This is a genomic window from Paenibacillus sp. HW567 (assembly GCF_000374185.1).
Classification (GTDB): Bacteria; Bacillota; Bacilli; order Paenibacillales; family Paenibacillaceae; genus Paenibacillus_AQ.
On the sequence record NZ_KB910518.1, the window covers coordinates 2451737 to 2477729 of the forward strand.

Here is a 25993-nt window from a genome sequence, read left to right on the forward strand (position 1 = left end):
TCGCTTCTTTTATTCTAACAGTTATTAAGCGTTTACAATAGTTATTTTTTACAGCAATTCCTTTGATTTGCCGGGTACGATGTTAAGGTTCACCGGGTACATAGCCTGCTTACGGTTTGATACAGTTAGATTACATTAGCGAAAGGGTGGTAGACATTTTGAATAAAAAAAGAGCGCTTACAATAGTGGCTTCGACAACACTGCTCCTGTCGATGATGCTGGGAGGCTGCAGTTCAGGCAATAACGCCAATACTCCAGCCGATGCTGGCAAATCCGATTCCGGGGGGCAAAAAGCGCAGACGAGCTTCAGCTATTTTGTATTCGATCCCGGCGATAACGTTCCTGAGCATACGAAGATTGGGGACATCATCGAAGAAAAGACGGGCGTAAAGATCGTCTATGAACGTCTTGTCGGTGAGAAGGAGCAGAAGGTAGGCGTAATGATCGCCGGCGGCGATTATCCGGACCTGATCAATACGGATCAGACCGTGAAGTTCGAGGATGCCAAGGCGCTGCTGCCGCTGGAGGATCTGATTGAGAAAAATGCGCCGAACATCAAGCGGATTTATGGCCCGTATTGGGAGCGCTTGAAGGCGGCCGATGGACATATCTATGCGCTGCCGCAGGTTGCCCCCACTGGAACACCGATCAAGGGAATCAGTGCAGCCTTCTGGATTCAGAAGGAAGTGCTGAAAGAGGCCGGTTATCCGAAGATCACAACCTTTGACCAGTACGTGGATGTTCTGAAGGCGTATTATCAAAAACATCCTCAGATCGACGGTGCGGATACGATTCCCTTTGAAATCCTGACGTATGACAACCGCAACTTTACGCTGACTACAGCGATGCAGTTCCTTGCGGGCGGGCCTAATGATTCGCGGGCGCTGGTGGACCCGGTGGAGAACAAGCTGACCTTTTATCAGACGGATGAAAATATCACCAAGCGCTATTACGCCAAGCTGAATGAAATGTTCGGGGCAGGCATGATCGACAAGGAGGCTTTTGTCAGCAACTACGAGCAATATCTGGCTAAGCTGTCCAGCGGGCGTGTGCTCGGAATGTTCGATCAGAAGTGGCAATTCCAGACCGCACTCGATTCGCTCAAGCAGCAGGGCAAAGCCAACCGGATGTTCGTGCCGCTGCAGCTTACCTTCGATGACAGCATTCAGCCGGACTATCTGGACGTGCCTTCCATGAACTACAACATGGGCTTCTCCATCACAGTGAACTGCAAGGACCCTGAAGGCGCGATTAAATATGCCGATTACATGGCCAGCGATGAAGGGCAACTGCTGCGCAACTGGGGGGTAAAAGGGGAGGATTACACGGTCAGCGACACCGGACGCTTCTATCGGAATGACGAGCAGCGCGCATTCTTCGCCGATCCGAAAAATGGCCTGAAAACGAGCGGCAACATTCTCTGGTACTGGCCGGGCTCTTCAGGTACGATGGCTGACGGCAACAGCTACCAGCAGTATCAGCAGCCGGAAGAAATCGCCGCCGGTTATGATGACATGGACAAGGAGCTGCTGAAAGCCTATGGAGTTACTACCTATGAAGAGCTGTTCGACGGACCTAATATGAAACGCAAATACTTCCCGCTCTGGAGTATCGAGCTGACGGAGAAGAACAAGGTTTTCAATCAGAAGCTGGATGATATTAATAAGAAATATCCGCCCCAAATGGTTGTAGCCAAGAATGCAGAGGAGTTCGAGAAATATTGGAAGGAATACACAACTGCCGTGAATAAGCTGGATGTGAAGAGCTGGCTGGATGAGCTGACCACTAAGGTCAAGGACCGGCAGGCGAATTGGTAAATCCGGCACCCGGGAAAGCGCCGCCTTGCTGTCAGGGGGCCGGTGCTTTTCTTTTCTTAGAGAAGGAAGGAGAATTCCATGTCTGCAACTGCTGAACTGGCAAACAATCAACCTGTGCTGCGCAAAAAACCATCCAAATGGCGAAAGCTGCGAAGCCAAAAAGCGCTGATGGTGATGTCAATACCTTTTCTGATATATGTCATTATTTTTGCCTATGTGCCGCTCTATGGCTGGATCATGGCCTTTCAGAATTACAAGCTGGGCTCTTCCATGCTGCACAATGAGTGGGTCGGACTAGCTAACTTCCGGGAATTGTTCCAGGATGACAACTTTTTGCGGGTGATCCGCAATACGCTGGCGATGAGCACGATTAATCTTGTATTCGGCTTTGTCAGCTCCATTACGCTGGCGATCATGCTGAATGAAGTGCGCAAGCTGCTATTCAAAAGAGTGGTGCAGACCATCAGCTATTTGCCGCATTTTCTGTCCTGGGTCGTAGCGGCGAACCTGATTATGAATGTGCTCTCCATTGACGGGGTAGTGAATAAGGTGCTGGTCAGTCTTCATCTGGTCAAGGAACCGGTGATGTGGCTCTCGGAGCAGCATTATTTCTGGTGGATCATCGGGGCATCGAACGTCTGGAAAGAGATTGGCTGGAGCGCGATCATCTATCTGGCGGCTATGACAATGATAGATCCTTCCCTGTATGAAGCGGCCAGCATTGATGGGGCGGGACGGTTTCGCAAGATCAGGCACATCACGCTTCCTGGCATCAGCTCCATTATCGTCATTCTGCTGATCATGAACATTGGCCATATTCTGGATGCGGGCTTTGAGCAGCAGTATTTGCTGCAGACGCCGATGGTGGTGGATTATGCGGAAACGATAGATATTTTTGTGCTCAAATACGGGATTAACCTGTCGCGGTTCTCCTTCGCCACGGCCGCCGGTATCTTCAAGACTGTCATCAGCGTTATTCTGCTGCTGGCGGCGAACCGGATGTCGAAGCGTTTGGGACAAGAGCGCCTGTTCTAGGAGGGAATTTATGACTACGATGACATCCGGCAAAACGAAACGTTCCGCAGGGGATTTAGTTTTTGATATAGCGAACATAACCTTGTTAGTTTTCCTGTTGTTGGTGACCTTGTACCCGGTAATCAATACGCTGGCGGTTTCCTTTAATCAGGCCTCCGACACGGTGCGGGACAGTACGTTTCTGTGGCCGCGCAAATTTTCGACGCTGAATTACAGCACCTTGTTTGAGGACGGGATGATTTATCATGCTTTTTTCATCTCAGTGGCCCGAACCCTACTGGGGACGGTTACGAGTGTCTTTTGCACAGCGATGCTGGCTTACACGATCAGCCGTAAGGAATATTTACTGCGCCGCTTCATTTCATTTATCTTCATCTTCACCATGTATTTCAGCGGAGGGCTGATTCCGGCCTATATGCTGATTAAGAACCTTCACTTATACGGAACCTTCTGGGTGTATATCATCCCCGGACTGGTGGGGGCCTTCAATCTAATCGTAATGCGTTCATTTATGGAGGGACTGCCGGAGAGTCTGGTGGAATCGGCACAGATCGACGGGGCCAATCACTTTTCAATCTTCATGCGTATTATTCTGCCGCTCAGCTTGCCTGTAATTGCTACTGTGGCGTTATTCGTGGCGGTAGGACAGTGGAATAGCTGGTTTGATACTTTTTTGTATAACTCATCGAATATCAAGCTGAGCACCTTGCAGTACGAGCTGATGAAAAAACTGCAATCTGCCAATATGAGTGTCGGCGGCACAGCCGAATCGGCTTTCGCCAGCAGCAAAAATATTCAGGCCAACATCGTCACCCCGGCATCCATCCGTGCAGCGATTACTGTTGTGGCAACCGTACCAATTGTGATCGTCTATCCCTTCCTGCAAAAGTACTTTATCACCGGCCTGACTCTGGGCGGGGTTAAAGAGTAATTTCATTGGCAGACATGACGATTCATGTTATATTTGTTGATACAAGAAGCTCCGTCCTTTCAGTGAGTGGGGGTTATTCTCCATCACCGGAAGGGCGTTTTTTTGTTTTCGGTGTGCCAGGGCATGCCCAAAAAGGACTATCCCACACCCTTAGCAGGGAGATCGAGATAGTCCGTTCAGTGATGCGGTCCGGCTTATAGCTCCAGCTTGGAGATTTCACTCTTCAGCTTTTCTGCGGATTTCTGAAAGAGCGCTTGTTCTTCTTCGCTGAGCGAAAGGCCCAGCACTTCGCGAACACCGGAGCGGTCAACGACGCACGGTGCGCCGAGGAATACATCCGATACTCCATTGTAATTGTTCAGCAGCGTGGAGACATTCAGCACAGCGCCTTCATTCTGCAGAATCGCAGCCACGATGCGGTCCAGGGCAAGGGCAATGGCATAGGAGGTAGAACCCTTGGCGTCGATGATTTCGTAGGCGGCATTCTTGGTATCTTCGAAGATTTCCTTGCGTTCCGCATCATCGAACCCAAGATCAATCCCGGCAACATTGGCCAGGCTCCAGACTGGCAGCTCGGAGTCGCCGTGTTCACCGATGATTTGTCCGTGAATGCTGCGGGGATCAATCTCCTTATGACGGCCAATCAGGTAACGGAATCTTGCGCTGTCAAGCACAGTACCGGAGCCGATGACCCGTCTGCGGTCGAAGCCGCTGATCTTCAATGTGGCATAAGCTAGGATATCCACGGGGTTCGTTGCGATCAGCAGAATGGCGTGATGGTTGTATTTCGTGATTTTCTGGATAATATCCTTGAAAATCGAAATGTTCTTGCGCAGCAGATCAATCCGGGTCTCACCGGGCTTCTGGGAGGCGCCGGCGGTCACAATAATGATGTCCGCTTCCCGGCAATCTTCATAGGTACCGGCCCAGAGCTTCACACCGCCGACAAAAGGCATGCCGTGGTTCATATCAAGCGCTTCACCGAGCGCTTTCTGATGATTGACGTCGATAAGGACCAGTTCTTGCATGCGTCTGCGCAGCAGCAGAGTATAGGCGGCTGTAGTGCCGACGGCACCGGTGCCGATAACTACGACGCGATTTGGTTTGAATGGGGGGGCCATGACTACATCTCCTCCTGATTTTGAATTTTCTGTGTCCAATCTTATCCATCATAATATCAAAGGGTATTGTTTTCAAGCATGCTGACAACGAAGCTGGAACAAACTGAAACTGCAAGGTTTAGTATTTCCATGATTTTATTATTTATTGGAAGTCATATCTACTGACAGGAGAGAACTTAAGTATGGAATTATTCCGCAAAAAGCCGCTGGCTGCACCTGCAATCGCCGAAGCGGACAAGCTAAGCAAGACTCTGGGTGCTCTGGATCTAACCACATTGGGTGTGGGAGCGATCATCGGCACTGGAATATTTGTAATGACAGGCGTTGCTGCCGCGGAGCATGCGGGACCGGCCCTGGTCCTGTCCTTCGTACTGGCGGGTATTGCCTGTGTGCTGTCTGCACTATGTTATTCTGAATTCGCTTCCACACTCCCGGTATCCGGCAGCGCTTATGCTTACAGCTACGTAGCCTTTGGCGAATTGCTGGCCTGGATTCTCGGCTGGGATTTGGTGCTGGAATATGGCGTTGCGGCGGCGGCCGTGAGCAGCGGCTGGTCGGGTTACTTCCAAGGTCTGCTTGACGGCTTTGGCCTGCATTTGCCCACGGCGCTGTCCGGGGCGTATAATGCGGACAAAGGGACTTTTATCAACCTGCCCGCAATTGTGATCATATTGCTGATTTCCTTCCTGCTGAGCCGGGGGGCCAAGGAAACGGCCCGTTTCAATGCGATTATGGTCGTAATTAAGCTGTCGGTGGTGCTTTTATTTATAGTTACGGGCATCTTCTATGTGAAACCGGAGAACTGGACACCTTTCATGCCCTTTGGCTTTCATGGTGTTGTGAATGGCGCGGCTACTGTATTCTTTGCCTATATCGGCTTTGATGCACTCTCCACCGCAGCGGAAGAAGTGAAGAATCCCCAGCGCGATCTGCCGATCGGGATTATCTCTTCCCTTGCGATTTGCACTGTGCTGTATATCGTTGTCTCACTGGTTCTCACCGGCATTGTTCCTTACCAGAAGCTGAATGTCAGTGATCCGGTTTCATTTGCTCTGCGGTTTGTGGATCAGAACATGATTGCCGGTCTCATCTCTGTGGGGGCTATCGCGGGGATGACCACGGTTCTGCTGGTATTGCTGTTCGGCCAGTCCCGTCTGCTGTTCGCCATATCACGGGATGGGCTTTTGCCACAGGCCTTGTCCAAGGTAAACGCCAAGACGCATACTCCAGTTCGCAGCACTTGGATGGTAGGCGGCATTATCGCTCTGCTTACCGGATTTGTTCCACTAGACCGTCTGGCCAACCTGACCAGCATCGGCACACTGTTTGCTTTTCTGGTCGTTTCCCTTGGTGTAATTGTACTGCGGTACACTCATCCTAACCTGAAAAGAAGTTTTAAGGTTCCCTGGGTTCCGCTAATTCCATTACTCAGTGCGGCGGCCTGTGGTTATTTGATGTATAATTTGGGAAAAGAGACTTGGACGGGCTTTATTGTCTGGCTGATCTTTGGACTCGTGATCTATGGATTTTACGGCTACAAGAGCAGTAACCTGAATAAGAAAAAATAACGATATAAACTGAACAGAAAAATTACAGAAGACAGAAGTGGCGGACGGGAAGTCCAGACATTGCCCGCAGTCACGACCATAGCCGATTTGTTAGATTTTCGTTCAGTTTATATAGACAAGGAAGAGGAGAGAGAAGATTGTCATCTAAAATGCCTGGCTTCAAGGTTCCGGCAGCCGTAATTACGGTAATCCTGACCCTGCTTATACTCTCGGCCTGCTCTTCTCCTCCACCAGAGCCTTCCCAGCCCCCACAGCCGACGGAAGCGCCGGAAGTAGGGCAGACGATTACACTGATTACCCCCGATGCCAAGAACATCGACAATGAGAATACCCCGAAATATCAGATCCAGACCCGGCTGACCGATTTCAGGCTGCTGAATGATGCGGTGGGGCTGGCCTGGGGTGTAACCAAAAACGAGCTGCGTATCTACATGACGAAGAATAACGGCAAGACGTGGAGCAACATCTCGCCTTCAACCAACGTGCAGTTTTTGGCTAACCCTGTGTACGGTAAAGATATCTTCTTCACGGACCCGAGCAATGGCTGGATTCTGCGAAGTGCCGCCGGGCTTACGGAAACAGTTGTGCTGCGGACTACAGATGGGGGAAACAGTTGGAAGGTTTCTTCTTTTCCCGATGCGAATACAATTTCATCCATCTATTTCAACTCGCCATCTCATGGCTGGCTGATGACCTCCTGGGATGCCAGTGCCACTAAAGAGAGCAAAGCGCTTTATGCAACGGTCGATGGCGGAGCGACGTGGAGTATGGTGATGCAAAATGAGCAGTACAATCCCAATCTGCCGAATAATACGATCCCGATATCCGGGGTCACTACAGGAATGATTTTTAAGGACAGCATACATGGCTTTGTAACCCTGCAGACCGGTGCGCTCCCGAAAATCTACATGACCAAAGACGGCGCAGCAACCTGGAGTCAAGGTTCCGAATTTCTGGTGAATGACCAATTAGCGGGCTGTGACCGTGTGATTACCGGGGAGCCGGTTTTCTTTGACAAGGGCAATCAGAACGGATGGATGCCGGCAGGATGCCAAAAGGAAAAAGATAGCGCCATTACCTACAATGGTTATTTCACAGCTAACGGGGGAGAAAACTGGAAGTTTGTGTCGTTTGGACTGGGCAGTCAGACAGGAATTAACCGCCACATCGCTCCAACCTTTTTCAATTCGCAGTTTGGCTGGATTTTGAAGCAGAACCTGCTGTACAAGACAACGAATCAAGGACAGACGTGGACTGCGCTTCCGGTCAGCAGAGTGCTGCAATCGAAGCTTGAGGAGTACCCGGAGATTGTGAAGCTGCAGTTTATCTCAAGTGAAGTGGGCTGGCTGTTAATTGAGAAGAAAGAAGACCGCAGATCTATCCTGCTGCAGACTACAAATGGCGGAATTAACTGGCGTGTGATGTAGAGCTTGAATGGCAGGGACTTGGAGAATTTATATCCGTAAGGCTCTGCGGGCTGAACGGATATCAGTTTTATAAAAAAATGAAACAAAAAAATCTTTATAAAAATTTTATTTATGAGTGTGAAAAAAATCACATGACAAATAAATAAACGTGTGATATATTTAACACATAGAGAACAAGTTCATTTTTTCACAAACTTTCATCCCGAATAGGAGAGATTCTAATGAAAACTTTCGAAACGGATTATGTAACTAGAAACCTGCTGCAATTGTGCTATAACTGTGATGACGCTCACCTCTGTGAGACAGAAGAACAATGCAGAGCATGCTGGGCCGACAGCGGAATGCTTCCTGTAGACAATGACGAAACCAAGCAATTATTAGATCTCGTACACGCTTAATCTAACGGACGGATTAATATTAATGAAGGCCACACCAATCTCTGATTATAGAGAACGGTTGTGGCCTTTTTGACATGTCTGCGTATCGCTTCTCCTTTGAACCGTTACAGGTAGCATTTGTCCGAAGAAATAAATTATGTATTCGTTAGTTAAATACAGGCTTTTTGCGATGTTTTGTTGTTTGTTCAAAAGAATAAGCTATGCGAATTAAGGCAGGTTCGGTAAATGCTTTTCCGGCAAAAGTAATGCCAAATGGTCTGCCGTTCGCTCCATACCCTGCGGGGACAGCAATTGACGGGTAACCAGCTTTGGCACATATATCTGCTCCAATATAAGCAGGAAACATTATCGCATCCAACTGATAACAATGTATTGCATAATCAATTCCTTCGTTCTGGGCTAGATATAAATCCGTAATAGATTCCAAGATATAGTCCCTATTTTTCAAGGGATCGGTTAACCCCTCGCGGAATTTCAACAGATCTTGACCGTATTTTAGGGCTTCATCAGCATGCTCTTCATTCCAATTGATGAGTTCGGACAATGAATGAATCGGCAGGTGTGCCGGGAGACGCTGTAAATAATTTTCCACCCCATGATTGAATTCTAAATTCATTTTGTTCCACTTCCATGGCCCATAGAACGAAGGGATCTCGATATTTTCTACCACCGTGGCTCCAGCTTTGATCAATTCGGAGACTACTTGATGAAATAGCTCCTCATTATATTCACCAGATTCACGTACGTAATCGGGTACTTCACCAAAGACTCCAATTCTCGCTCCCTGTAGTCCATCCTTGTCCAAGAATGCAGTGTAGTCTTGTATAGCATGGTCATTACGCCAGGTTGCTGGATCGTGCTCATCCCTCCCAACCAATGCGCTAAGCAGAGCTGCCGCATCTGAAACTGTCCTTGCCATCGGCCCTGCTGTATCTTGTGAATAGGAAAAAGGAATCATTCCTGAGCGGCTGATTAAGCCGACGGTCGGTTTAATGCCAACGATAGACATTTGTATGGCCGGACTTAGAATTGAAGCGGAGGTCTCTGTGCCTACTGCCGCCGCTGCAAAGCTCATGCTAACCGCCGCTGCCGATCCAGTACTTGAACCGCCTACAAAAAAATTACCGTACGGGTGCGCGACCTGCCCCCCTTTTGAACTATAACCTGCCCACATCGTCGAGGAAACACCGTTCGCCCATTCCGTCAAAGTCGTCTTACCCAATATGATGGCCCCGGATTCTCTTAGTTGACGTATCAGGAAAGCATCCTTCGTACTTACATGCTGCGCCAGTGCTAGAGCTCCTGCACTAGTACGCATCTTGTCACCGGTTTCGATATTATCCTTCACGAGAACCGGAATGCCATGAAGAGGTCCTCTACACCCCTTGCGCTGACGTTCTAAGTCGAGTGCTTCTGCAATGAAGATGGCGTCGGGGTTAATTTCCATGATGGAATTTATGTGAGGACCATCCTGATCATATCTCGCGATACGCGATAAATAGCAGAACACAAGCTCTTTTGAAGTAAATGTACCTTGTTCCATCGCGTTTTGTAACTCGCATATACTTGCTTCTTCTACATCAAGGTTACTCAGCTTAAAGGAATCTTTCATATTCAGATACACGACCCATCAGAAGTATATAATGTTTATTACGTTCAATAATACCACGATGGGCAGGCATCATAATAAGGATAGAACAAACATAATTAAACTATCCTGCCTGTTGGTTGATTTTCTTTGAACACCACTGCCGTTTACTCCAATTTAATGTTTTTGTAATGCTTTATGGAATAGCAGGGGCATATACATGTACAGAAGCACCTGTATCCATGCTGTAAGCAGGATAACATGGGGAATAAGGGGGAAGAAGTCATGGGAATGGGCCCGGATTCATCTTGGATGTTTGATCTGACAGGGACGGTAATACCAATCTTTATCGCCCTGGTGATTGGCATTATCGCTGTATCTGCAGGCAGAGGTTTGCTACAGTGGGGCCGGAACAACAGCTCGCCCATACTGACCCTCCCCGCACGCATTGTCAGCAAACGCAGCGAGGTCCGGCAGCAGCAGCTTCAGGAAGAGAGTACAACCAGCCGCACCAGCACAACCTATTATTTAACCTATGAGTTGGAGAATGGGGCTCGGATGGAGTTCAAGGTGGAAGGCAGCGAATACGGCATGAGCGCAGAAGGAGATAGGGGGATACTGACTTATCAAGGTACAAGATACCACCGATTCCAGCGGCAGCCCCACTATTCAACTGCAGAATAGTACAGATGTAAGCTTGCTTATGCATATACCAGCATGTAACATCCCCTTGTTTCCGGGTAACGGAGCAAGGGGATGTTTGTGTTCTGCGATACAAGAACTAGGCTGAATTTGGGTTTGGACTGTCACCTCTTGGGCGGATGCACATACAATACAGCGAGCAGTAGAGAAAAGTGCAGCTAAGGAGGAGAAGGTGTGGCTGTTATTAAGGCAAACTCGCAGGATGCTAGAGTGCTTGCAAGGCTGATGAGGGCAGAAGCCGAGGAGGATGGGGATTCAGGCATGCTAATGGTCGGCAACGTGGGGGTCAACCGGATACTTGGCAACTGCCTGGATTTTAGAAACATCCGCAGTGTGGATGATATGGTATTTCAAAGCCCGGGCGGCTTCGAAGCACCGCAGAAGGGGTATTTCTACCAGCGTGCCCGTGACGCTGATGTCCGCCTGGCCAGACGTGTTATTGGGGGAGAGAGAATATGGCCTGCGTCGAACGCGCTCTGGTTTTTCCGGCCCGTCGGAGAATGCCCGGCGACCTGGTACAACCAGCAGAATACCGGCCGGTACAAAGCGCACTGCTTCTTTACGCCAACCAGTGAGGATTGTCCTTCATTATTCTAGGATGCAGGAATGCCCTTTAAGAAAGGTAATTTTGAAGCAACAATACAATTAGGAGGTATTTGAAAAATGATAACTCAACCCTACCGTCCAGTTACTTATTCGATTGGGAGTATGCCACCAGGTGGAATGAGTAATATGAACAACATGAACAATATGAATAACATGGGTCCTATGAGCAACATCAGCCCCATGAGTGGTAAGGGTTCTATGGGAATGATGGGAACAATGGGAACAATGGGCGGTATGGGGACCACTATGCCCTCAACGCCTCCCCCGGTTACCAGCGGCAGCCCAATGACTCCCAGCGGAACTGTTGTGCCCACGACCGCTCCAGTATTTGAGCAATCATACATCGAAAACATTTTCCGGCTGAATCTTGGCAAAGTAGGCACTTTTTATTTCACATACGAAAACAACAAAGATTGGAACGCCAAGATCTATACAGGTGTGCTCGAAGCTGCGGGCCGCGACCATATTATTATCAGCGACAAAGCTACCGGACAGCGGATAGTGCTGCTGATGGTCAATTTCGATTATGCCACCTTCGACGAACCGCTTATTTACCAATATCCAGGTGTAATCGGCAATCCCCCAACCACCCGCAACTGTCGTTAATCATTTGGCGGTAAGCTGTATTCCTATTTAAGAGACGGCAGTTGCCCTATGTGGGGTGGCGGTCGTTTCTTTTTTTGGCGGGAACCGCCGGACGCTTTTGGCCTGAGGGTTTGTTCTATTTAAGAACAAGCCCCTTACGTTTTTGCACGAAGAGGCCATGAAAGCTGATGAATTTATTGCTTGCTTACCGGAACCTGAAATTCAAAAGGATTGCTGATTCCGGACAATTTGGCCTTGATGGTCAATTCGAATTGATCCGGCAATTGTGTACCTTCAATACTTGAAATTTGCAGAAGAGCTGCATTTTTTTGCACACCGTAATCGGAGTTGATAATAGGCTGCAGGTTCATTTGCCCCTTAACAGGCTCACCGACTAAACGATCTTCGTTTGTAATCAATCCTTCGCGCGTTAGGGCAATGGACAGGCTTTTTCCATCGTGGTAAGCCTCTGCAACGGTCAGGGTTGCTCCCTCATGAGTATCACTGATTCCAAGCTTCGTAATCTGATCGTTGCCGGCAGCGGATCTCAATTCGTTATTGACTGAATCATGGAAGAGACTGCCGACTACAGGAATCTGGCTCAGGGCATCTGCCATTACGGGTGAGATATAGCCGGTACTAACAATTCCCAGACCAAGTGCGGCGGCGATTGACGTTTTCTTAAGTATGCTTCCTTGTGCAGCAGCCTTCTTCATAGGGTTCTCCCTTCTTCCAAGTGATCACCTCCTTTGCTACTCGTCTATATAACAATTTTCGCCATGCGTTTTGTGACAAGTAATAATAGATCATATTTTTACACCAATAGATACCTGTTTTTATGCTCCGAGTAATAATATAATAATGTATATATTTATATCCGTGATTTCAGTCAGGAGATGAAGACCTTGGGAAATTGATACTGAAAGGAACAACGGGCGCTGCCCAGGCTGACATTTTGAACAAACGAAGGAGGTGGGCCTATCCGCCTGACTCGTGGACACGGTGGATAGGAGTATAAATTGAGCGACCCTTTACCCGGTATATTACATGTAGGTCTTATTATTTTGCTGGTGCTGTGCAATGGCTTTTTTGTTTCGGTTGAATATGCGATGGTGAAGGTACGCAGCGGCCGTATTGATTCTCTGATTGAGGAAGGCAGCAAAAGAGCAGTGGCAGCAGGTAAAATTGTACACAATCTCGACGGCTTTCTGTCCGCCTGCCAACTCGGGATCACCCTTGCCTCGCTGGCACTCGGCTGGCTGGGGGAGCCGGCAATTGCAACGATTGTGGGACCAATTGTAACAAGCCTAGGATTTGGCGAAACATCCGTTTTTGTGATCTCTTTAATCATTGCTTTTCTGTTCATTACGGTTCTGCATATTGTGCTGGGTGAGCTTGCTCCCAAGACGATTGCGGTGAATAAAGCCGAAGCTGTGCTGCTGTTAGCCGCTGGTGCGATGAATGTTTTTTACCGTATCATGTATCCATTTATTTGGGTTGTCAACGGTATGGCGCGCGGGCTGCTAAGTATTTTTCGGCTGGCGCCGGCTTCAGAGCTCGCAACAGCCCATACGGAGGAAGAAATTCGCATCATTATGCAGGAGAGCAACAAGAGCGGACTTATAGATAATACGGAAATGACTTTGGTGGACAATATTTTTGAATTTGCCGACACGATGGCCCGGGAGATTATGATCCCCCGCACCGAAATGATCTGTCTGAACAATCATCTTTCAATAGAAGACAATCTGGAGGTTGCCTTCGACGGCATGCGGACGCGTTATCCTGTCTGTGACGGCGATAAGGATCATATCCTTGGCTTCATTCATATTAAGGATCTGATCCGGGACAATGCGCTCAAGTATGATGAGCTGATCCGTCCGATTCTTACCGTACCGGAGTCGATCCAAATCAGTGCCCTTCTGAAAGTAATGCAGCGCGCCAAGACGCAGATTGCCATCCTGATTGATGAATATGGCGGCACGTCGGGGATGGTAACGCTGGAAGACATCATGGAGGAAATTGTCGGTGAGATTCAGGATGAATTTGATGAAGAGCGTCCCGGCGTTGAGAAGCTGGGGGAGGATGAATACTCCATAGACGGCCTGATGCTGATTGAAGAAATCAACGACCGGCTTGGACTGAACATGGAGACCGATGATTATGACACCATTGGCGGCTGGCTGTACTCCAAGCTTGAGGTGAATCCGCCGCATAATGGCCAGACGGTTGAATTCGACAGCCACTTGTTCGTGGTGGAGGAGACCGATAACAAAAGAATTTCCCGCATTAAGGTGTTAAAGATGCAGATCCTATCCGAAGAGGCGGGAGCTTAATACAGCAATCACATAAGGAAGCTTTTGAGGCATGGCGTTCAGTACCGGCGCTGTGCCTTTTTGCCGTAACTTGTGAATGAGAGTTTGCCAAAGCAAGAGTTTTAATTATATAATTTTAAAGCATATGAACTTCATCACACCAGTCCGCAATAGGACGGAAAGGAACTCTCTTTTGAGCAAAACGAAAAATAACAAGGTCATGGCTCCCCAATTGAACAAACAGGAAAAACGCAGGGCAGAGCTTGAGAAGCAGAAGCAGAAGACGAGAATTCTGATTATTAGTACTGTAGCATTGGTTGTTATTATCTTTGTAGGGTTATTCATGTTAGCTTCAAAGGACAGTTCCTCGTCAACAGCAGGTTCTACATTCAACTTCAATTACAGTGAGCTGCCGAGACTCGGCAAAGAGGACGCCCCGGTAAAAATCGTAGAGTTCGGTGATTTCAAATGTCCGGCGTGCGCTCAGTTCTCGGGTACAATCAAACCGCAGATTGTTCAGGATTATGTGAATCAGGACAAGGCAGCACTTTATTTTGTAAATATGGCCTTTATCGGCCCGGATTCGGTAACGGCCTCTTTGGCCGCATTGTCTGTCTACCATCAGAACAGTGACGCTTTCTGGACCTACTACGATGCTATGTACGCTAATCAAGGTGACGAGAACAAGGAATGGGCAACCGCAGACTTTCTCGTAAGCCTGGCGCAGAAGGAGAAGCTCCCGATCGACTTTGATCTTCTGCGTAAAGACATTGAGAACCGCACCTATGAAAGTGAACTGCAAAGCGACATTAAGATCGCCAAAGATGCAGGGGTAACCTCCACACCTACAGTTTTTGTTAATGGTGTAAAGGTGGATGAGCCTTTCAATATGAAAGCGATCGACGCACAGGTTAAAGCCGCCGCCACAGCAGTGAGTGCGCAGTGATGAAGTTCTCCAGGTTCTGCCGCCGCCATTGCCTCTATCTGGCCTGGTTCGTATCTATAATTGCCGTAGCAGGGAGCTTGTATCTCAGCGAGGTGCTGAAATATGAGCCCTGCAAGCTGTGCTGGTTCCAGCGCATCTTTATGTATCCGCAGCTCATCCTGCTCGGAATTGCCACCTACCGGAATGATAAAAGCATTATTCCCTATGTGCTTCCCTTAAGCCTGATTGGCGGCTCGATCTCGCTCTATCATTATGCCGAGCAGAAGATTCCCGCCCTCAGCAAGGTGCTTCCTTGCACAATCGGTGTTCCCTGCAACAAGGATTACCTGAATTATTTCGGGTTTATTACCATTCCGCTGCTCGCCCTGATTGCTTTTGCCCTGATCGCAATTCTGCTCTGGAACGGGCATAAAGAAGAAGAGGCGGAATAAGCGATCTTTTGGACACAATTATTATTCGAAATCCTGTAAAATCACGTGTTGAAGGGATAATTGAAGAGAATGAAAGATCAGGTTATCCCTCATCTTGGATTTGCGTTTTTTGAATGTTTTTTCATTATTTTTTCATTTTTTTCACCGCTTTACGGAAGGCGCGTTGTAGATTATCATTAGACCTTGTGAGAAGTTGAATACGCGCTGAATTTTCCGTAAGGGAAAACGGGGGAACCATTATTGGCAGATGTGCCAAAGGGGTGAATCGGGAGCGGGTCAAATGACCTCAACCGTAGGGCTACCACAGTCCGAATCCGCCAGCTAACCTCGTAAGCAATGGTGGGATAATGACGATGCTATAAGCATGCGGATCATTTCCGTATGCTTATTTTTGTGCCTGCATTTATGAAACCCGCCAATGAAAACAGCGCACGGTACTACCGATTCAGCTTAACAAAGAGAGGAACTGTTACTACAATGGTAAGCAAGGTAAAACGACTATTGATCGGGCGTCCGATGAAGTCGAACGAACTCGATCATGAAAAGTTATCCAAGGTAAAAGCATTGGCTGTCCTATCTTCTGATGCGCTCTCGTCTGTAGCCTATGGGACGGAACAGATCCTGATTGTCTTGGTGGCCGCAGGTTTCACAGCCATCTGGTATTCACTGCCAATTGCATTAGCCGTATTGGGCCTGCTGGCTATTTTAATTTTATCCTATCGCCAGACCATTTTTGCCTATCCTCAAGGCGGCGGCGCGTATATCGTAGCCAAAAGCAACCTCGGGATTCCAACCGGATTGCTCGCAGGGGGCTCTTTGTTGGTGGATTACATTTTGACCGTTGCGGTAAGCGCCTCGGCGGGTACGGATGCGATCACATCCGCTTTTCCAAGTCTGCATAATCATAGTGTACTTATCGCTGTTACCGTAATTACGCTCTTGACCATTGTCAATTTGCGGGGAGTTACGGAGTCTGCCTCATTCATTGCCATTCCGGTATATCTGTTCGTGATCTCGATTTTTGTGCTGATAATATCCGGAGTATTCAAATATATAACCGGCGGCGCCCATGCGAGTGTTCCTGAGATTGGATCGGCCGTCTCCAACGTCAGCCTGTTTCTGCTGCTTAAGGCTTTTAGCTCCGGTTGTTCTGCGCTGACGGGTGTCGAGGCTGTATCCAATGCCATTCCGAACTTCAAAGCCCCGGCAGAGAAAAATGCCGCCAAAACCTTGATGATGATGGGGATTATCCTCGGGATTATGTTTACGGGAATTACGCTGCTTGCTTACTGGTATGGAATTACACCGGATGAAAAAGCAACCGTTGTTTCACAAATTGCCGAATCCACCTTTGGCCGCGGCGCTTTGTACTATTTCATTCAAGGCATCACAGCCGTGATCCTGTTCCTGGCTGCCAATACGGCTTACTCGGCGTTTCCGCTGCTCGCCTTCATGTTCGCTAAGGATAAGTATCTGCCGCATGCATTTATGGTCCGCGGTGACCGCCTGGGCTTCTCCAACGGCATCATTTTTCTCGGGGTCCTGTCAGCTTTGCTTGTAGCCGCATTCCACGGCGATACTGGCGGCCTAATTCCTTTGTATGCGGTAGGTGTATTTATTCCGTTTACACTGTCTCAGCTCGGCATGATGGTGCACTGGTTCAAGACTAAGCCCAAAGGCTGGCAAAATAAATTTGCTGTGAACACGGTGGGGATGCTCACAACTCTGACAATTACGCTGATTTTCATTATTACGAAATTCTCCAGTGTGTGGATGGCTTTTATCTTCCTGCCTGTTGTTATGTTCGTGTTCCACCGCATTCACCGCCATTATCTGAATATAGCAGATCAATTGCGGATTTGCCCGGCAACGGATAAGCCTCTTATTAAAGGAAGCACAGTGGTCGTTCCTGTCGCGGGTGTAACCCGTGCGGTGCTGCATTCGATCAGTTACGCCAAGTCTCTGACAGACAATGTGGTGGCTGTGTACGTCGGTTTTGATGAAGAAGAAATTCACAAGATGGAGCAGAAATGGGAGGAATGGAATCCGGGGGTACGCCTGATTGTGCTCCGTTCCCGTTACCGCAGCATTATCCGTCCGCTTGTCAAGTTTATTGATACCGTAGAGTGGAAGACGGCTTCAACCGACCATATCACCGTCTTGATTCCGCAGTTTATTACCAAGCACTGGTGGCAGGCCATCCTGCATAATCAGACCAGCTTGTTCATCCGTTCTTATCTCATGAATCAAAAAGACATCGTTGTAGCAACCGTGCCTTTTCATTTGCACAAATAGACAGATGGACATCATGATCATGGCTGTTTTCCGAGAAGTTCGGAAGCGGCCTTTTTTTGTGGAAAAAAATGAATTCATCAATATGGTATTATATGTATTACGATTAATTTAGGGGGGAGATGGGAAATGGCTATTTATTTTATAAGACATGGCATAGATGACGAAGGATTTCGCGGCGGGTGGAGTCAGCGGGGGCTTGTAGTCCAGGGTTACAGACAATCGGAGAAGCTTGGCAATTATCTCAAGGAAAATCAATCCGCCTTTAAGATCCATCGTATCGTTAGCAGCGATTTGCAACGGGCCTTGGATACGGCAAATGAGATTGCCAGTGTTCTGGAACTGCCGGTTGAAAGCAGCGGTCATTGGAGAGAGACAAACAATGGTGTCATAGCCGGTATGCCCAATGAGATCGTAGATGAACGTTATCCTGGTTTGTATTTCGCAAGTTTACAGATGGAGGAGAGATATCCCGGCGGAGAAAGTCCTCTTGAGTTTTTTACTAGATTGGACAAACAAAAGCAGCAAAGCATTTCCGGCTGCCCATACCAGTATTCATAAAGTGGAATATGGGGATGGAGAGTGGAAAATCTCAATTGAGAACCATATAGAACATCTGAATTTTGCTAAGAACTAAACAATAATATTGACATAGATAATGAGAATCAATATCATTTAATGGAGTGGGACTAAGATGCAGCTTAAGCGAATGTTATTGAGGAGTGAAGATCATGTCAGAACGTTTAAACACAGAACAATTAAGTATAGGATATGCTGAGGCGATGATTGTCAAGGGATTGAACCTGTCTCTTCCAACAGGGAAGATCACAGCGCTGGTTGGAGCCAACGGCTCCGGGAAATCTACGATTCTCAAGACTATGGCGCGTATCATGAAGCCCAAGAGCGGCAGTGTGATGCTGGACGGCAAGTCGATCCACAATCTGTCCACGAAGGAGGTAGCCCGGCAGCTTGCGATTCTGCCGCAGAACCCTACCGCTCCGGATGGTCTGACCGTCTCTGAGCTGGTTGGTTATGGACGCTATCCGCATCAGAAGGGCTTCGGTACCCTGACTTCGGAAGACCGTGATATTATCGCTAAGGCGATCTCGGTTACCGGGATGGAAGCATTCCATGACCGCCCGATTGACCGGCTCTCCGGGGGGCAGCGTCAGCGGGCCTGGATTGCTATGGCTTTGGCCCAGCAGACGGATATTCTTTTCCTCGATGAGCCGACTACCTTTCTTGATATGGCACACCAATTAGAGGTGCTGCAACTGCTGCAGAAGCTGAATGAGGAGGAAGGCCGCACGATCATTATGGTTGTGCATGATTTGAACCATGCCTCCCGCTATGCCCAGCATATGGTGGCGATCAAATCGGGCAGTGTGATCAGCGAAGGCACTCCGGTCGAGGTAATGACGCCGGCTGTGCTGCGTGAGGTGTTCGGCATCGAAGCGGATATTGTACCTGATCCGCGTACAGGTGTCCCTCTCTGCCTGCCTTATGAATTGGCGGCATACAAAGCGGCAGGAATGTAAGGAGGCAGGAGCATGAACGAAGCGCTCAGTCAAGAGCTGATCAGCAAGTTTGACCTTCATCCCGCACAACCTGCCGAGGCTCAGCATTCTTTTAAGGCGCTGGAGCTTGTCCATGAACAGGGAATGCGCGCTTTCCTCGACTGTTACCGCCCTCTTATGAAGGGGCTGGATGACAAAGCGGCTGCGGCATATTTGGGAAGCTGGTTCTCGAGTCTGGCGCTTGCGGTGCAATATTCGCTCTCCGTGTATTCCACAATTCCGGTAATTAGCTTGTCTTGTTTATCCATCCATCTCATTCCGGCCAGCGGGTATTGCCGGATTGCATTTTCCCTGCAGGACTGGGAGATGGAGAATGGCCCGAAGGAAGAAATGCGCGAGGCTTGGCGCAATGAGGTGCTGGTCCGATTCTACCGTGATACCGCAGCTCCGTTGCTGCACAGCCTGCATGAGGCAAGCGGTCTGAGCCTGAGTGATCTATGGGGACAACTGCCAACCAAATTCAACTACTATATAGAGCTGTTTGCAGATGGTCTTCAGGATTCCAAGCTGCTGGATACTGTGCAGGACGATTACCGTTATCTGAAGCACAATCTGCCGGCAGACATTCTCGGGATGAAACGAAATCCGTTTGATGTCACGGTTCGCAGAATAGAAGCGCTGGACGACCCGGAGCGGACCGTGCAGATGCGTAACCGCTGCTGTCTCTATTACCGGACTGAAGGTGGAAGCTACTGCTACACCTGCCCCCGCTTGAAAGAAGAGGAGAGGGCGGCACGGCGGGTGGAATTTGGCAAAAAGGCGGCCCACGCCCATGGATAGGTTATAAACGTGAAATCTGACTCATAATGATTATATATGCAGTAGACCCTGGCTCCCGTCATTGACAAGGGAGCCTGTTCGTTGTTAAAGTTGTGGTTGCCCTGGTTATTTTTATAGAGTCAAAGGAGCAAAGAAGATGAATATCAGCAAAATACATGAGGATCTGCAGCAGTTGGTTCCGGCTGGAGTGGTTAAGCGCGATGAAGTGCTGGAGAGCCATGTGTTCACCCGTATGGGCGGTCAGGCTGACATCCTGGCGGCGCCAGCGACATATGAGGAGCTTCAGTCCATTGTTACATATGCCCGCGTAAATGAACTTCCGCTTACAGTTCTGGGTAACGGTTCGAATGTTATTATCCGTGACGGAGGTATCCGCGGAATTGTTCTGCTGACCTCTGAATTAACCGGAATGGGGCTGAGGGACGATTTGCTCTATGCCCAGTGCGGCGCAAGGATTATTGATGTCTCCAGATTTGCCTTGGAGAAGCAGCTTGCGGGGCTTGAGTTCGCCTGTGGAATTCCCGGCACCGTAGGCGGAGCGCTGTACATGAATGCCGGCGCATACGGCGGTGAGGTTAAGGATGTGCTGCATAGCGCACTGGCCATTGACAAAGCTGGGCGGCTGGTGACTTTGCAGGGAGATGAACTGGAATGGGGCTACCGTAAAAGCGTCTTCGCGAGCGGGGATTTCATTGTGGTGGAAGCCCGTTTTGCATTGCAGCCGGGGGATTCAGCGAATATCAAAGCTGTAATGGACGATTTGACCTATCAGCGTGAATCGAAGCAGCCATTGGAGTATCCATCCTGCGGAAGTGTCTTCAAGCGCCCTCCTGGCAGATTTGCCGGGCAGTTGATTCAAGAAAGCGGACTTCAGGGAACAAGAATTGGCGGTGCTGAAGTGTCGCGCAAGCATGCAGGATTCATTGTGAACACAGCTCATGCGACGGCTAAGGACTACATCGGGCTGATCCGGCATGTTCAGGCAACGGTGAAGGATAAGTTTGGTGTAGAACTGGAGACGGAAGTCGAAATTATTGGAGAAGAGTAGCTGACATAGGACGCAGGCAGAAATGCCGCGTCCTGTTTTTTTGCGTAAGGGGCAGGAGTTGTCCGGGTATTCAAGCTTTCATTCAACCAGTGAGATCGAATATTTCCCTCTGTCTGTCCGCAGTTCAACCTGACTGTCCTCCACGGTATCCAAGCGGAGCCCGCTGACGGCAATCTCATAATTCTGCTGGGGAAGAGGGACTGGCTCGCCATCCCTGTTCAAGGTGTTGCCAGTGCCCCGCAAGATCAACGCGCTGTCCAAATAATCGTCAATAACATCATCGGCATTGCGGTAAGCCACGGTTTCCAGACTAAAGTGGACGGTGTCGAGGTCGTTCATCTCCTGTTTCTTAATCACAATGGTTGCGCCCGCCTGGGCGGCCAGCCAATCCAAAAGGTTCTGTACGTTTTGATCCATCAGATGATCCCATCCTTATCAAGGAGATTATAGAAGTTAAGTTACCCTGTTCGTCGAAATTGAATCCATAGTTCACGGATTTCGGAGCCTCTGTGAGGGTTGTCAAGCGAAGGCCGGACATGGTATAGTTCAATTCGCAGTACTATGCATAAAGAAGAATTCTGCGGAGAACCCGCAGGAGAGGTTCGCAAACTCCCTCTATAAAAAACTAAGCTTCTTAGTAGAGCCAGGTTTTCGAAGCTCATTCTTCTTTCCTGTTCCGGCGGACAGCCGGGGGAAAAGAGAGGGGTTTTTTGTCATGTCAGAAGGCAGAATGAAAGAGGAAATGCAGGAGGTTACCCTGCTGGGCAACCAAGGCACAACGTACAAATTCGGTTATGACCCGGATATTCTTGAGGTGTTCGACAACAAGCATCCGGGCCGTGATTATTTTGTCAAATTCAACTGTCCGGAGTTCACAAGCCTGTGTCCTGTTACCGGGCAGCCGGATTTCGGGGCGATGTACATCTCGTACATTCCCGAGCAAAAAATGGTCGAATCGAAATCACTGAAGCTCTATTTGTTCAGCTTCCGCAATCATGGCGATTTCCATGAGGACTGTGTGAACATTATTATGAACGATCTGATCTCGCTGATGAAGCCGCGTTATATTGAGGTCTGGGGCAAATTCACCCCGCGCGGCGGCATTTCCATTGATCCTTACTGCAACTGGGGGCGTCCGGGGAGCAAATATGAAGCGATGGCGGAGCATCGGCTAATGAATCATGACCTGTACCCTGAGAAAGTGGACAACCGTTAATCCGGGGCAAGGAAAAGGAGGAACCTGATCATGAATAAAAAAGCACTGGTCGTCTTCAGCGGCGGCCAAGACAGCACAACATGCCTGGTATGGGCGCTGCAGCAATTTGAGGAGGTTCAGGTGGTGACCTTCAATTATAATCAGCGCCATGCGGCTGAAATTGAAGTCGCCAAGGAGATCGCCGAGAAGTTCAAGGTGAAGCAGCATATTCTCGATCTGGGCCTGCTGAATCAGCTCGCGCCGAATGCATTAACACGCGATGATATTGAGATTGTTGCGGGTGAAGGAGAGGAATTGCCCAGCACGTTCGTGGATGGACGCAATTTGCTGTTCTTGTCCTTTGCGGCAATTCTGGCGAAGCAGCTTGGGTATGCGAATATGATCACCGGAGTCTGCCAGACCGACTTCAGCGGATACCCCGACTGCCGGGATGTGTTCGTCAAATCACTGAATGTGACCCTCAATCTGTCGATGGACTACGAGTTCGTCATTCATACACCGCTGATGTGGCTGGATAAAAAAGAAACCTGGAAAATGGCCGACGAGCTCGGCTGCTTTGAATATATCCGCGAGCATACGCTGACCTGCTATAACGGGATTGTCGGCAGCGGCTGCGGCACGTGCCCGGCTTGTCTGCTGCGTAAACGCGGCCTGGACCAATACGAAGCAGAACGAAATGAGGTGGGTTCCTGATGCTGGGCGAGGTATCTGTCTGTAAAATCTTCACCTTTGACGCGGCGCATCAACTGGTCGGGCATAAAGGGAAGTGCAGCAACCTGCATGGTCATACCTATAAGCTGGAAGTGGTATTAAAGGGCAAGCCGCTGGTAGCAGAGGGCCACTCCGACGAAGGATTTGTAGTAGATTTCAGCGACATTAAAATAACGGTGCAGGAGAGTCTGGTGGACCATCTGGATCATGCCTTTCTGGCAATGGGCAATGAGCCTGTACTGGAGACGCTGGTAAATACGGGTTCCAAGGTGGCGCACCTGTCTTTCCGCACAACGGTAGAGAACATGTCGGCATATATAGCATATAAGCTGAAGCTGGCCTCATTGCCGCTGTATTCCGTCAAGCTGTGGGAAACGCCAACCTCCTGGGCGGAGGTGCTGGCGGCAGACATCCCAGAAGAAGGGCCGTCTTACCGCCTGCACGGGGGATGTGACTGTGAGTAAGCTGCCGGTAATTGAAATATTTGGACCGACGATTCAGGGTGAAGGTGCGGTCATCGGCGTCAAAACGATGTTCGTCCGCACCTACGGCTGCGACTACCGCTGCGGCTGGTGTGACTCTGCTTTTACTTGGGACGGGTCGGCGAAGGACAAGGTGCGGATGCTTGCACCAGAGGAGATTCTGGCGGAGCTGCACGCGATTGCCGAGAATAATTATGACTGTGTGACGATTTCAGGGGGGAACCCCGCTCTGATTGGCGAAGGCATGGGAACCTTCATCCGGCTGCTGCATGAACGCGGCATTCAGGCGGCGATTGAGACCCAGGGCAGCCGGTGGCAGGATTGGTTCTACGACATAGATGTGCTTACAGTCAGCCCCAAGCCGCCAAGCTCAGGGATGAAGACCGATTGGGAAATGCTTGATAGTATAATGGGCAAAATGAAGGCGCAGGGCGGATCTGCCCATAGCCTGAAGGTTGTCGTCTTTAACGACGAAGATTACCTGTACGCCAAAAACATCCATCAAAGATACCCGGAAGTGCCGCTCTTCCTGCAGCCGGGTAATGAGAATGTGACGGAAGAGGGGGACATCTCGGCCCGCCTGCTGGGACGGCTGGAGTGGCTGTTCAATCAGGTGATTGCCGATCCTGAGATGAACCGGGCGCGGGTGCTCCCGCAGCTACATGCCCTTATTTGGCATAATAAACGGGGGAAATGATTGGACTTTATAGCCGGGCTTCTGCAATGCTGCAGAGGTCCGTTTTTTTATAAAAAAATCTGTTATAATCTTTAAGGTGAACAGACAGTCCGTTAGAGTTTTCAATGGCGAAGGGAGAGAGTGAAGTGGCAAATGATTCAACCGCATTGGTGATCATTGATGTGCAAGAAGCGATGTTTTCTTATCCGGACATGAAGCTGCATGATGAAGAGGGTGTGATGGACAGAATCGTTTCACTGCTGCATAAAGCCCGCTCGGCAGGAACGCCTGTCGTGTATATTCAGCATACCGAGGATCAGGAATATACCAAAGGCACACCTACCTGGCAAATCAGCAGCCGCATCACTCCGCGTGAGGAAGATCTAATTGTGGAAAAGCCAACCTGGGATGCGTTTCACCGGACACCGCTGCATGAGGAGCTTCAGGAGCGCGGCATCAGTAATCTGGTCATCTGCGGAATGCAAAGCGAGTTCTGTCTGGATACCACGACCAGACGCGCATTCAGCATGGGCTACTCCAGTATTCTGGTGGAGGATGCGCACAGCACCTTTAACAATGCCAACTTTAGCGGCGGCGAGATTGTGAAGCATCATAACTCCGTGCTGGGAGGCAGATTTGCGAAGCTGCGCAAAGCGCACGACGTGGAATTCTGATGGAGACCGCCAGATTAGCCATGAAGCCTATCCGGCGCTCACGGCTGAGACTTTTCGCGGGCAAGCGTTATTATTCACCGCTGCTTACATAGTTAGTTTTATCCAAGCCGAAAGGAACCAGAGCTGTGAATTCAAAAAAACCGCCCGTTCCCGTCCCGCTCTTAATGCTGATTGGAATTGTGGCTATTTCTTTTTCTTCTATATTTATTAAATGGTCAGCGGCTCCGGCCTCGGTTCAGGGCATGTACCGGCTGCTCTTTACTTCACTCCTGATGCTGCCTTTTGCCCGTCCCTACAGTGGAGCAGCTTATGCCCTGCGCCGGAAGGACTGGCTGCTGCTGGGATGCTCTGGAATGATGCTGGCGCTGCATTTTCTGCTGTGGATGGGCTCGCTGAAGTATACCTCCGTAGCCAGTTCAACGATGATTATGGCGCTGGAGCCGGTATTTATTATGCTGGGCGCATACATACTGTATAAGGAACGGAATACATCTGCGGCCATATTGGGCCTCGCAATCGCAATCTTCGGGGTTGTCTTTATAGGCTGGGGGGATATTGGACTGTCCCCGGATAATGTAAAAGGCGATCTGCTGTCCATTGGCGGAACCGTTGCGGTGGCCGTTCATATGCTGATTGGGCAAAAGCTTGTGTCCCGTATGCCTTCCTATCTGTACAGTCTAATCGTCTTTATCTCGGCAGTGCTGGTATTTGCCATCTACAATTTACTGTCCGGCATTCCGTTTTTTGTTTATCCGGCGCGTGAGTGGGGCATCTTTATTCTGCTCGCTGTTGTACCGACGGTATTCGGCCACATTTTGTTTAATTGGCTGCTGCAGTATGCTTCGGCGACTACAGTTTCGATGAACATTCTGGGCGAGCCTGTAGGAGCAAGCATTTTGGCATTTCTACTGCTGGGTGAAGCGCTGACCGGGCTGCAGTGGACCGGCGGCGTGCTGGTGATGGGCGGTCTGGCCGTCTATTTATTTGCTGGAAGAAAAAAAGCCGCAAGGGCAAAGGAAGCCCTTCATAACGCATCATAACAGAGATTTTGACTAGAAAAAGGGGCT

Annotated in this window: 27 protein-coding genes and 2 riboswitches; of the genes, 23 read left to right on the top strand and 4 right to left on the bottom strand. The window is 49.3% G+C overall.

Features of this window, described 5'->3' with window-relative positions:
• The first annotated feature begins 158 nt into the window (after positions 1–158).
• The 3 genes from B212_RS0111095 to B212_RS0111105 all read left to right on the top strand — a co-directional run bounded on the left by B212_RS0111095 (position 159) and on the right by B212_RS0111105 (position 3783).
• Positions 159–1817, top strand: coding sequence for an extracellular solute-binding protein (locus tag B212_RS0111095; RefSeq protein WP_019910810.1), 1659 nt, complete (start codon positions 159–161; stop codon positions 1815–1817).
• Between the two features lie 78 nt (positions 1818–1895).
• Positions 1896–2852 (top strand): ABC transporter permease, encoded by a 957-nt coding sequence (locus B212_RS0111100; protein ID WP_019910811.1) that lies wholly within the window; start codon positions 1896–1898, stop codon positions 2850–2852.
• Between the two features lie 10 nt (positions 2853–2862).
• Positions 2863–3783, top strand: coding sequence for a carbohydrate ABC transporter permease (locus B212_RS0111105; RefSeq protein ID WP_019910812.1), 921 nt, complete (start codon positions 2863–2865; stop codon positions 3781–3783).
• A gap of 194 nt (positions 3784–3977) precedes the next feature.
• Here the strand turns inward: B212_RS0111105 and B212_RS0111110 are convergent, their stop codons facing one another.
• Positions 3978–4904: an L-lactate dehydrogenase gene (locus tag B212_RS0111110; RefSeq protein ID WP_019910813.1), complete on the bottom strand. Its 927-nt coding sequence runs from the start codon at positions 4902–4904 to the stop codon at positions 3978–3980.
• A 182-nt stretch (positions 4905–5086) separates the two neighbouring features.
• Here B212_RS0111110 and B212_RS0111115 point away from each other — a divergent pair, with 182 nt between their 5' ends.
• The 3 genes from B212_RS0111115 to B212_RS34995 all read left to right on the top strand — a co-directional run bounded on the left by B212_RS0111115 (position 5087) and on the right by B212_RS34995 (position 8297).
• On the top strand, positions 5087–6472 hold the full coding sequence (locus B212_RS0111115) for an amino acid permease (RefSeq protein WP_019910814.1): 1386 nt from the start codon (positions 5087–5089) through the stop codon (positions 6470–6472).
• A 137-nt stretch (positions 6473–6609) separates the two neighbouring features.
• Entirely contained in the window at positions 6610–7899 is a 1290-nt protein-coding gene (locus B212_RS0111120) for a WD40/YVTN/BNR-like repeat-containing protein (protein WP_156830111.1), read from the top strand.
• 221 nt (positions 7900–8120) lie between these two features.
• Positions 8121–8297, top strand: coding sequence for a hypothetical protein (locus B212_RS34995; RefSeq protein ID WP_019910816.1), 177 nt, complete (start codon positions 8121–8123; stop codon positions 8295–8297).
• A gap of 145 nt (positions 8298–8442) precedes the next feature.
• On the opposite strand, the gene B212_RS0111130 is transcribed toward B212_RS34995, so the two are convergent.
• Positions 8443–9909 carry an amidase family protein gene (locus tag B212_RS0111130; RefSeq protein WP_019910817.1) on the bottom strand — a complete coding sequence of 489 codons (1467 nt, stop codon included), beginning with the start codon at positions 9907–9909 and terminating at the stop codon, positions 8443–8445.
• 261 nt (positions 9910–10170) lie between these two features.
• Between B212_RS0111130 and B212_RS0111135 the strand changes: the two genes are divergently transcribed.
• The 3 genes from B212_RS0111135 (at position 10171) to gerQ (ending at position 11799) form a co-directional block, all read left to right on the top strand.
• The gene (locus B212_RS0111135; RefSeq protein ID WP_019910819.1) at positions 10171–10569 is read left to right on the top strand and encodes a DUF2500 domain-containing protein; all 399 of its coding nucleotides are present in this window, start codon (positions 10171–10173) and stop codon (positions 10567–10569) included.
• Between the two features lie 192 nt (positions 10570–10761).
• A complete protein-coding gene (locus B212_RS0111140) occupies positions 10762–11184 on the top strand; it encodes a cell wall hydrolase (RefSeq protein ID WP_019910820.1) in 423 nt (140 codons plus the stop codon).
• Positions 11185–11250: 66 nt separating this feature from the next.
• Complete coding sequence (gene gerQ / locus B212_RS0111145; protein WP_028530752.1) at positions 11251–11799, top strand: spore coat protein GerQ; 549 nt, start codon at positions 11251–11253, stop codon at positions 11797–11799.
• Between the two features lie 173 nt (positions 11800–11972).
• On the opposite strand, the gene B212_RS0111150 is transcribed toward gerQ, so the two are convergent.
• Positions 11973–12494, bottom strand: a complete 522-nt coding sequence (locus tag B212_RS0111150; RefSeq protein ID WP_019910823.1) for a DUF4179 domain-containing protein — start codon at positions 12492–12494, stop codon at positions 11973–11975.
• 303 nt (positions 12495–12797) lie between these two features.
• Between B212_RS0111150 and B212_RS0111155 the strand changes: the two genes are divergently transcribed.
• The 8 genes from B212_RS0111155 (at position 12798) to murB (ending at position 21167) form a co-directional block, all read left to right on the top strand.
• On the top strand, positions 12798–14114 hold the full coding sequence (locus tag B212_RS0111155) for a hemolysin family protein (RefSeq protein ID WP_019910825.1): 1317 nt from the start codon (positions 12798–12800) through the stop codon (positions 14112–14114).
• Between the two features lie 172 nt (positions 14115–14286).
• Complete coding sequence (locus B212_RS0111160) at positions 14287–15039, top strand: DsbA family protein (RefSeq protein WP_019910826.1); 753 nt, start codon at positions 14287–14289, stop codon at positions 15037–15039.
• Positions 15039–15470 (top strand): disulfide oxidoreductase, encoded by a 432-nt coding sequence (locus B212_RS0111165; RefSeq protein WP_019910828.1) that lies wholly within the window; start codon positions 15039–15041, stop codon positions 15468–15470. Before B212_RS0111160 ends, B212_RS0111165 begins: the two co-directional genes overlap by 1 nt.
• Positions 15471–15662: 192 nt before the next feature.
• Positions 15663–15821, top strand: a riboswitch (cyclic di-AMP (ydaO/yuaA leader).
• Between the two features lie 126 nt (positions 15822–15947).
• Positions 15948–17765, top strand: a complete 1818-nt coding sequence (locus B212_RS0111170; protein ID WP_019910829.1) for an APC family permease — start codon at positions 15948–15950, stop codon at positions 17763–17765.
• Between the two features lie 126 nt (positions 17766–17891).
• Positions 17892–18323, top strand: a complete 432-nt coding sequence (locus B212_RS31250) for a histidine phosphatase family protein (RefSeq protein ID WP_019910830.1) — start codon at positions 17892–17894, stop codon at positions 18321–18323.
• 170 nt (positions 18324–18493) lie between these two features.
• Positions 18494–19300, top strand: coding sequence for an ABC transporter ATP-binding protein (locus tag B212_RS0111180; protein WP_019910831.1), 807 nt, complete (start codon positions 18494–18496; stop codon positions 19298–19300).
• A 12-nt stretch (positions 19301–19312) separates the two neighbouring features.
• On the top strand, positions 19313–20119 hold the full coding sequence (locus B212_RS0111185) for a (2Fe-2S)-binding protein (protein WP_019910832.1): 807 nt from the start codon (positions 19313–19315) through the stop codon (positions 20117–20119).
• A gap of 136 nt (positions 20120–20255) precedes the next feature.
• Positions 20256–21167, top strand: a complete 912-nt coding sequence (gene murB / locus B212_RS0111190) for a UDP-N-acetylmuramate dehydrogenase (RefSeq protein ID WP_019910833.1) — start codon at positions 20256–20258, stop codon at positions 21165–21167.
• Between the two features lie 78 nt (positions 21168–21245).
• On the opposite strand, the gene B212_RS31255 is transcribed toward murB, so the two are convergent.
• Positions 21246–21584 (bottom strand): hypothetical protein, encoded by a 339-nt coding sequence (locus B212_RS31255; RefSeq protein WP_019910834.1) that lies wholly within the window; start codon positions 21582–21584, stop codon positions 21246–21248.
• A 174-nt stretch (positions 21585–21758) separates the two neighbouring features.
• Positions 21759–21797: riboswitch (PreQ1 riboswitch) on the top strand.
• A gap of 85 nt (positions 21798–21882) precedes the next feature.
• Between B212_RS31255 and queF the strand changes: the two genes are divergently transcribed.
• The 6 genes from queF (at position 21883) to B212_RS0111225 (ending at position 25966) form a co-directional block, all read left to right on the top strand.
• Complete coding sequence (gene queF / locus B212_RS0111200) at positions 21883–22383, top strand: preQ(1) synthase (RefSeq protein WP_019910835.1); 501 nt, start codon at positions 21883–21885, stop codon at positions 22381–22383.
• Between the two features lie 27 nt (positions 22384–22410).
• Positions 22411–23076 (top strand): 7-cyano-7-deazaguanine synthase QueC, encoded by a 666-nt coding sequence (queC, locus tag B212_RS0111205; RefSeq protein ID WP_198015921.1) that lies wholly within the window; start codon positions 22411–22413, stop codon positions 23074–23076.
• Complete coding sequence (locus B212_RS0111210) at positions 23076–23558, top strand: 6-pyruvoyl trahydropterin synthase family protein (RefSeq protein WP_019910837.1); 483 nt, start codon at positions 23076–23078, stop codon at positions 23556–23558. Before queC ends, B212_RS0111210 begins: the two co-directional genes overlap by 1 nt.
• Positions 23551–24273: a 7-carboxy-7-deazaguanine synthase QueE gene (gene queE / locus B212_RS0111215; RefSeq protein ID WP_019910838.1), complete on the top strand. Its 723-nt coding sequence runs from the start codon at positions 23551–23553 to the stop codon at positions 24271–24273. Before B212_RS0111210 ends, queE begins: the two co-directional genes overlap by 8 nt.
• 125 nt (positions 24274–24398) lie before the next feature.
• On the top strand, positions 24399–24926 hold the full coding sequence (locus B212_RS0111220) for a cysteine hydrolase family protein (RefSeq protein ID WP_019910839.1): 528 nt from the start codon (positions 24399–24401) through the stop codon (positions 24924–24926).
• Positions 24927–25051: 125 nt separating this feature from the next.
• Complete coding sequence (locus tag B212_RS0111225; RefSeq protein ID WP_019910840.1) at positions 25052–25966, top strand: DMT family transporter; 915 nt, start codon at positions 25052–25054, stop codon at positions 25964–25966.
• Positions 25967–25993 lie beyond the last annotated feature (27 nt).

Bases quoted from the DNA above. Each gene is read 5' to 3' on its own strand.
- B212_RS31255 (WP_019910834.1), bottom strand. From the start codon at position 21,584: ATGGATCAAAACGTACAGAACCTTTTGGATTGGCTGGCCGCCCAGGCG.
- B212_RS0111165 (WP_019910828.1), top strand. From the start codon at position 15,039: ATGAAGTTCTCCAGGTTCTGCCGCCGCCATTGCCTCTATCTGGCCTGG.
- B212_RS0111170 (WP_019910829.1), top strand. From the start codon at position 15,948: ATGGTAAGCAAGGTAAAACGACTATTGATCGGGCGTCCGATGAAGTCG.
- B212_RS0111180 (WP_019910831.1), top strand. From the start codon at position 18,494: ATGTCAGAACGTTTAAACACAGAACAATTAAGTATAGGATATGCTGAG.
- B212_RS34995 (WP_019910816.1), top strand. From the start codon at position 8,121: ATGAAAACTTTCGAAACGGATTATGTAACTAGAAACCTGCTGCAATTG.
- queF (WP_019910835.1), top strand. From the start codon at position 21,883: ATGTCAGAAGGCAGAATGAAAGAGGAAATGCAGGAGGTTACCCTGCTG.
- B212_RS0111185 (WP_019910832.1), top strand. From the start codon at position 19,313: ATGAACGAAGCGCTCAGTCAAGAGCTGATCAGCAAGTTTGACCTTCAT.
- B212_RS0111135 (WP_019910819.1), top strand. From the start codon at position 10,171: ATGGGAATGGGCCCGGATTCATCTTGGATGTTTGATCTGACAGGGACG.
- B212_RS0111105 (WP_019910812.1), top strand. From the start codon at position 2,863: ATGACTACGATGACATCCGGCAAAACGAAACGTTCCGCAGGGGATTTA.
- B212_RS0111115 (WP_019910814.1), top strand. From the start codon at position 5,087: ATGGAATTATTCCGCAAAAAGCCGCTGGCTGCACCTGCAATCGCCGAA.
- B212_RS0111210 (WP_019910837.1), top strand. From the start codon at position 23,076: ATGCTGGGCGAGGTATCTGTCTGTAAAATCTTCACCTTTGACGCGGCG.
- B212_RS31250 (WP_019910830.1), top strand. From the start codon at position 17,892: ATGGCTATTTATTTTATAAGACATGGCATAGATGACGAAGGATTTCGC.
- murB (WP_019910833.1), top strand. From the start codon at position 20,256: ATGAATATCAGCAAAATACATGAGGATCTGCAGCAGTTGGTTCCGGCT.
- B212_RS0111130 (WP_019910817.1), bottom strand. From the start codon at position 9,909: ATGAAAGATTCCTTTAAGCTGAGTAACCTTGATGTAGAAGAAGCAAGT.
- B212_RS0111110 (WP_019910813.1), bottom strand. From the start codon at position 4,904: ATGGCCCCCCCATTCAAACCAAATCGCGTCGTAGTTATCGGCACCGGT.
- B212_RS0111150 (WP_019910823.1), bottom strand. From the start codon at position 12,494: ATGAAGAAGGCTGCTGCACAAGGAAGCATACTTAAGAAAACGTCAATC.
- gerQ (WP_028530752.1), top strand. From the start codon at position 11,251: ATGATAACTCAACCCTACCGTCCAGTTACTTATTCGATTGGGAGTATG.
- B212_RS0111100 (WP_019910811.1), top strand. From the start codon at position 1,896: ATGTCTGCAACTGCTGAACTGGCAAACAATCAACCTGTGCTGCGCAAA.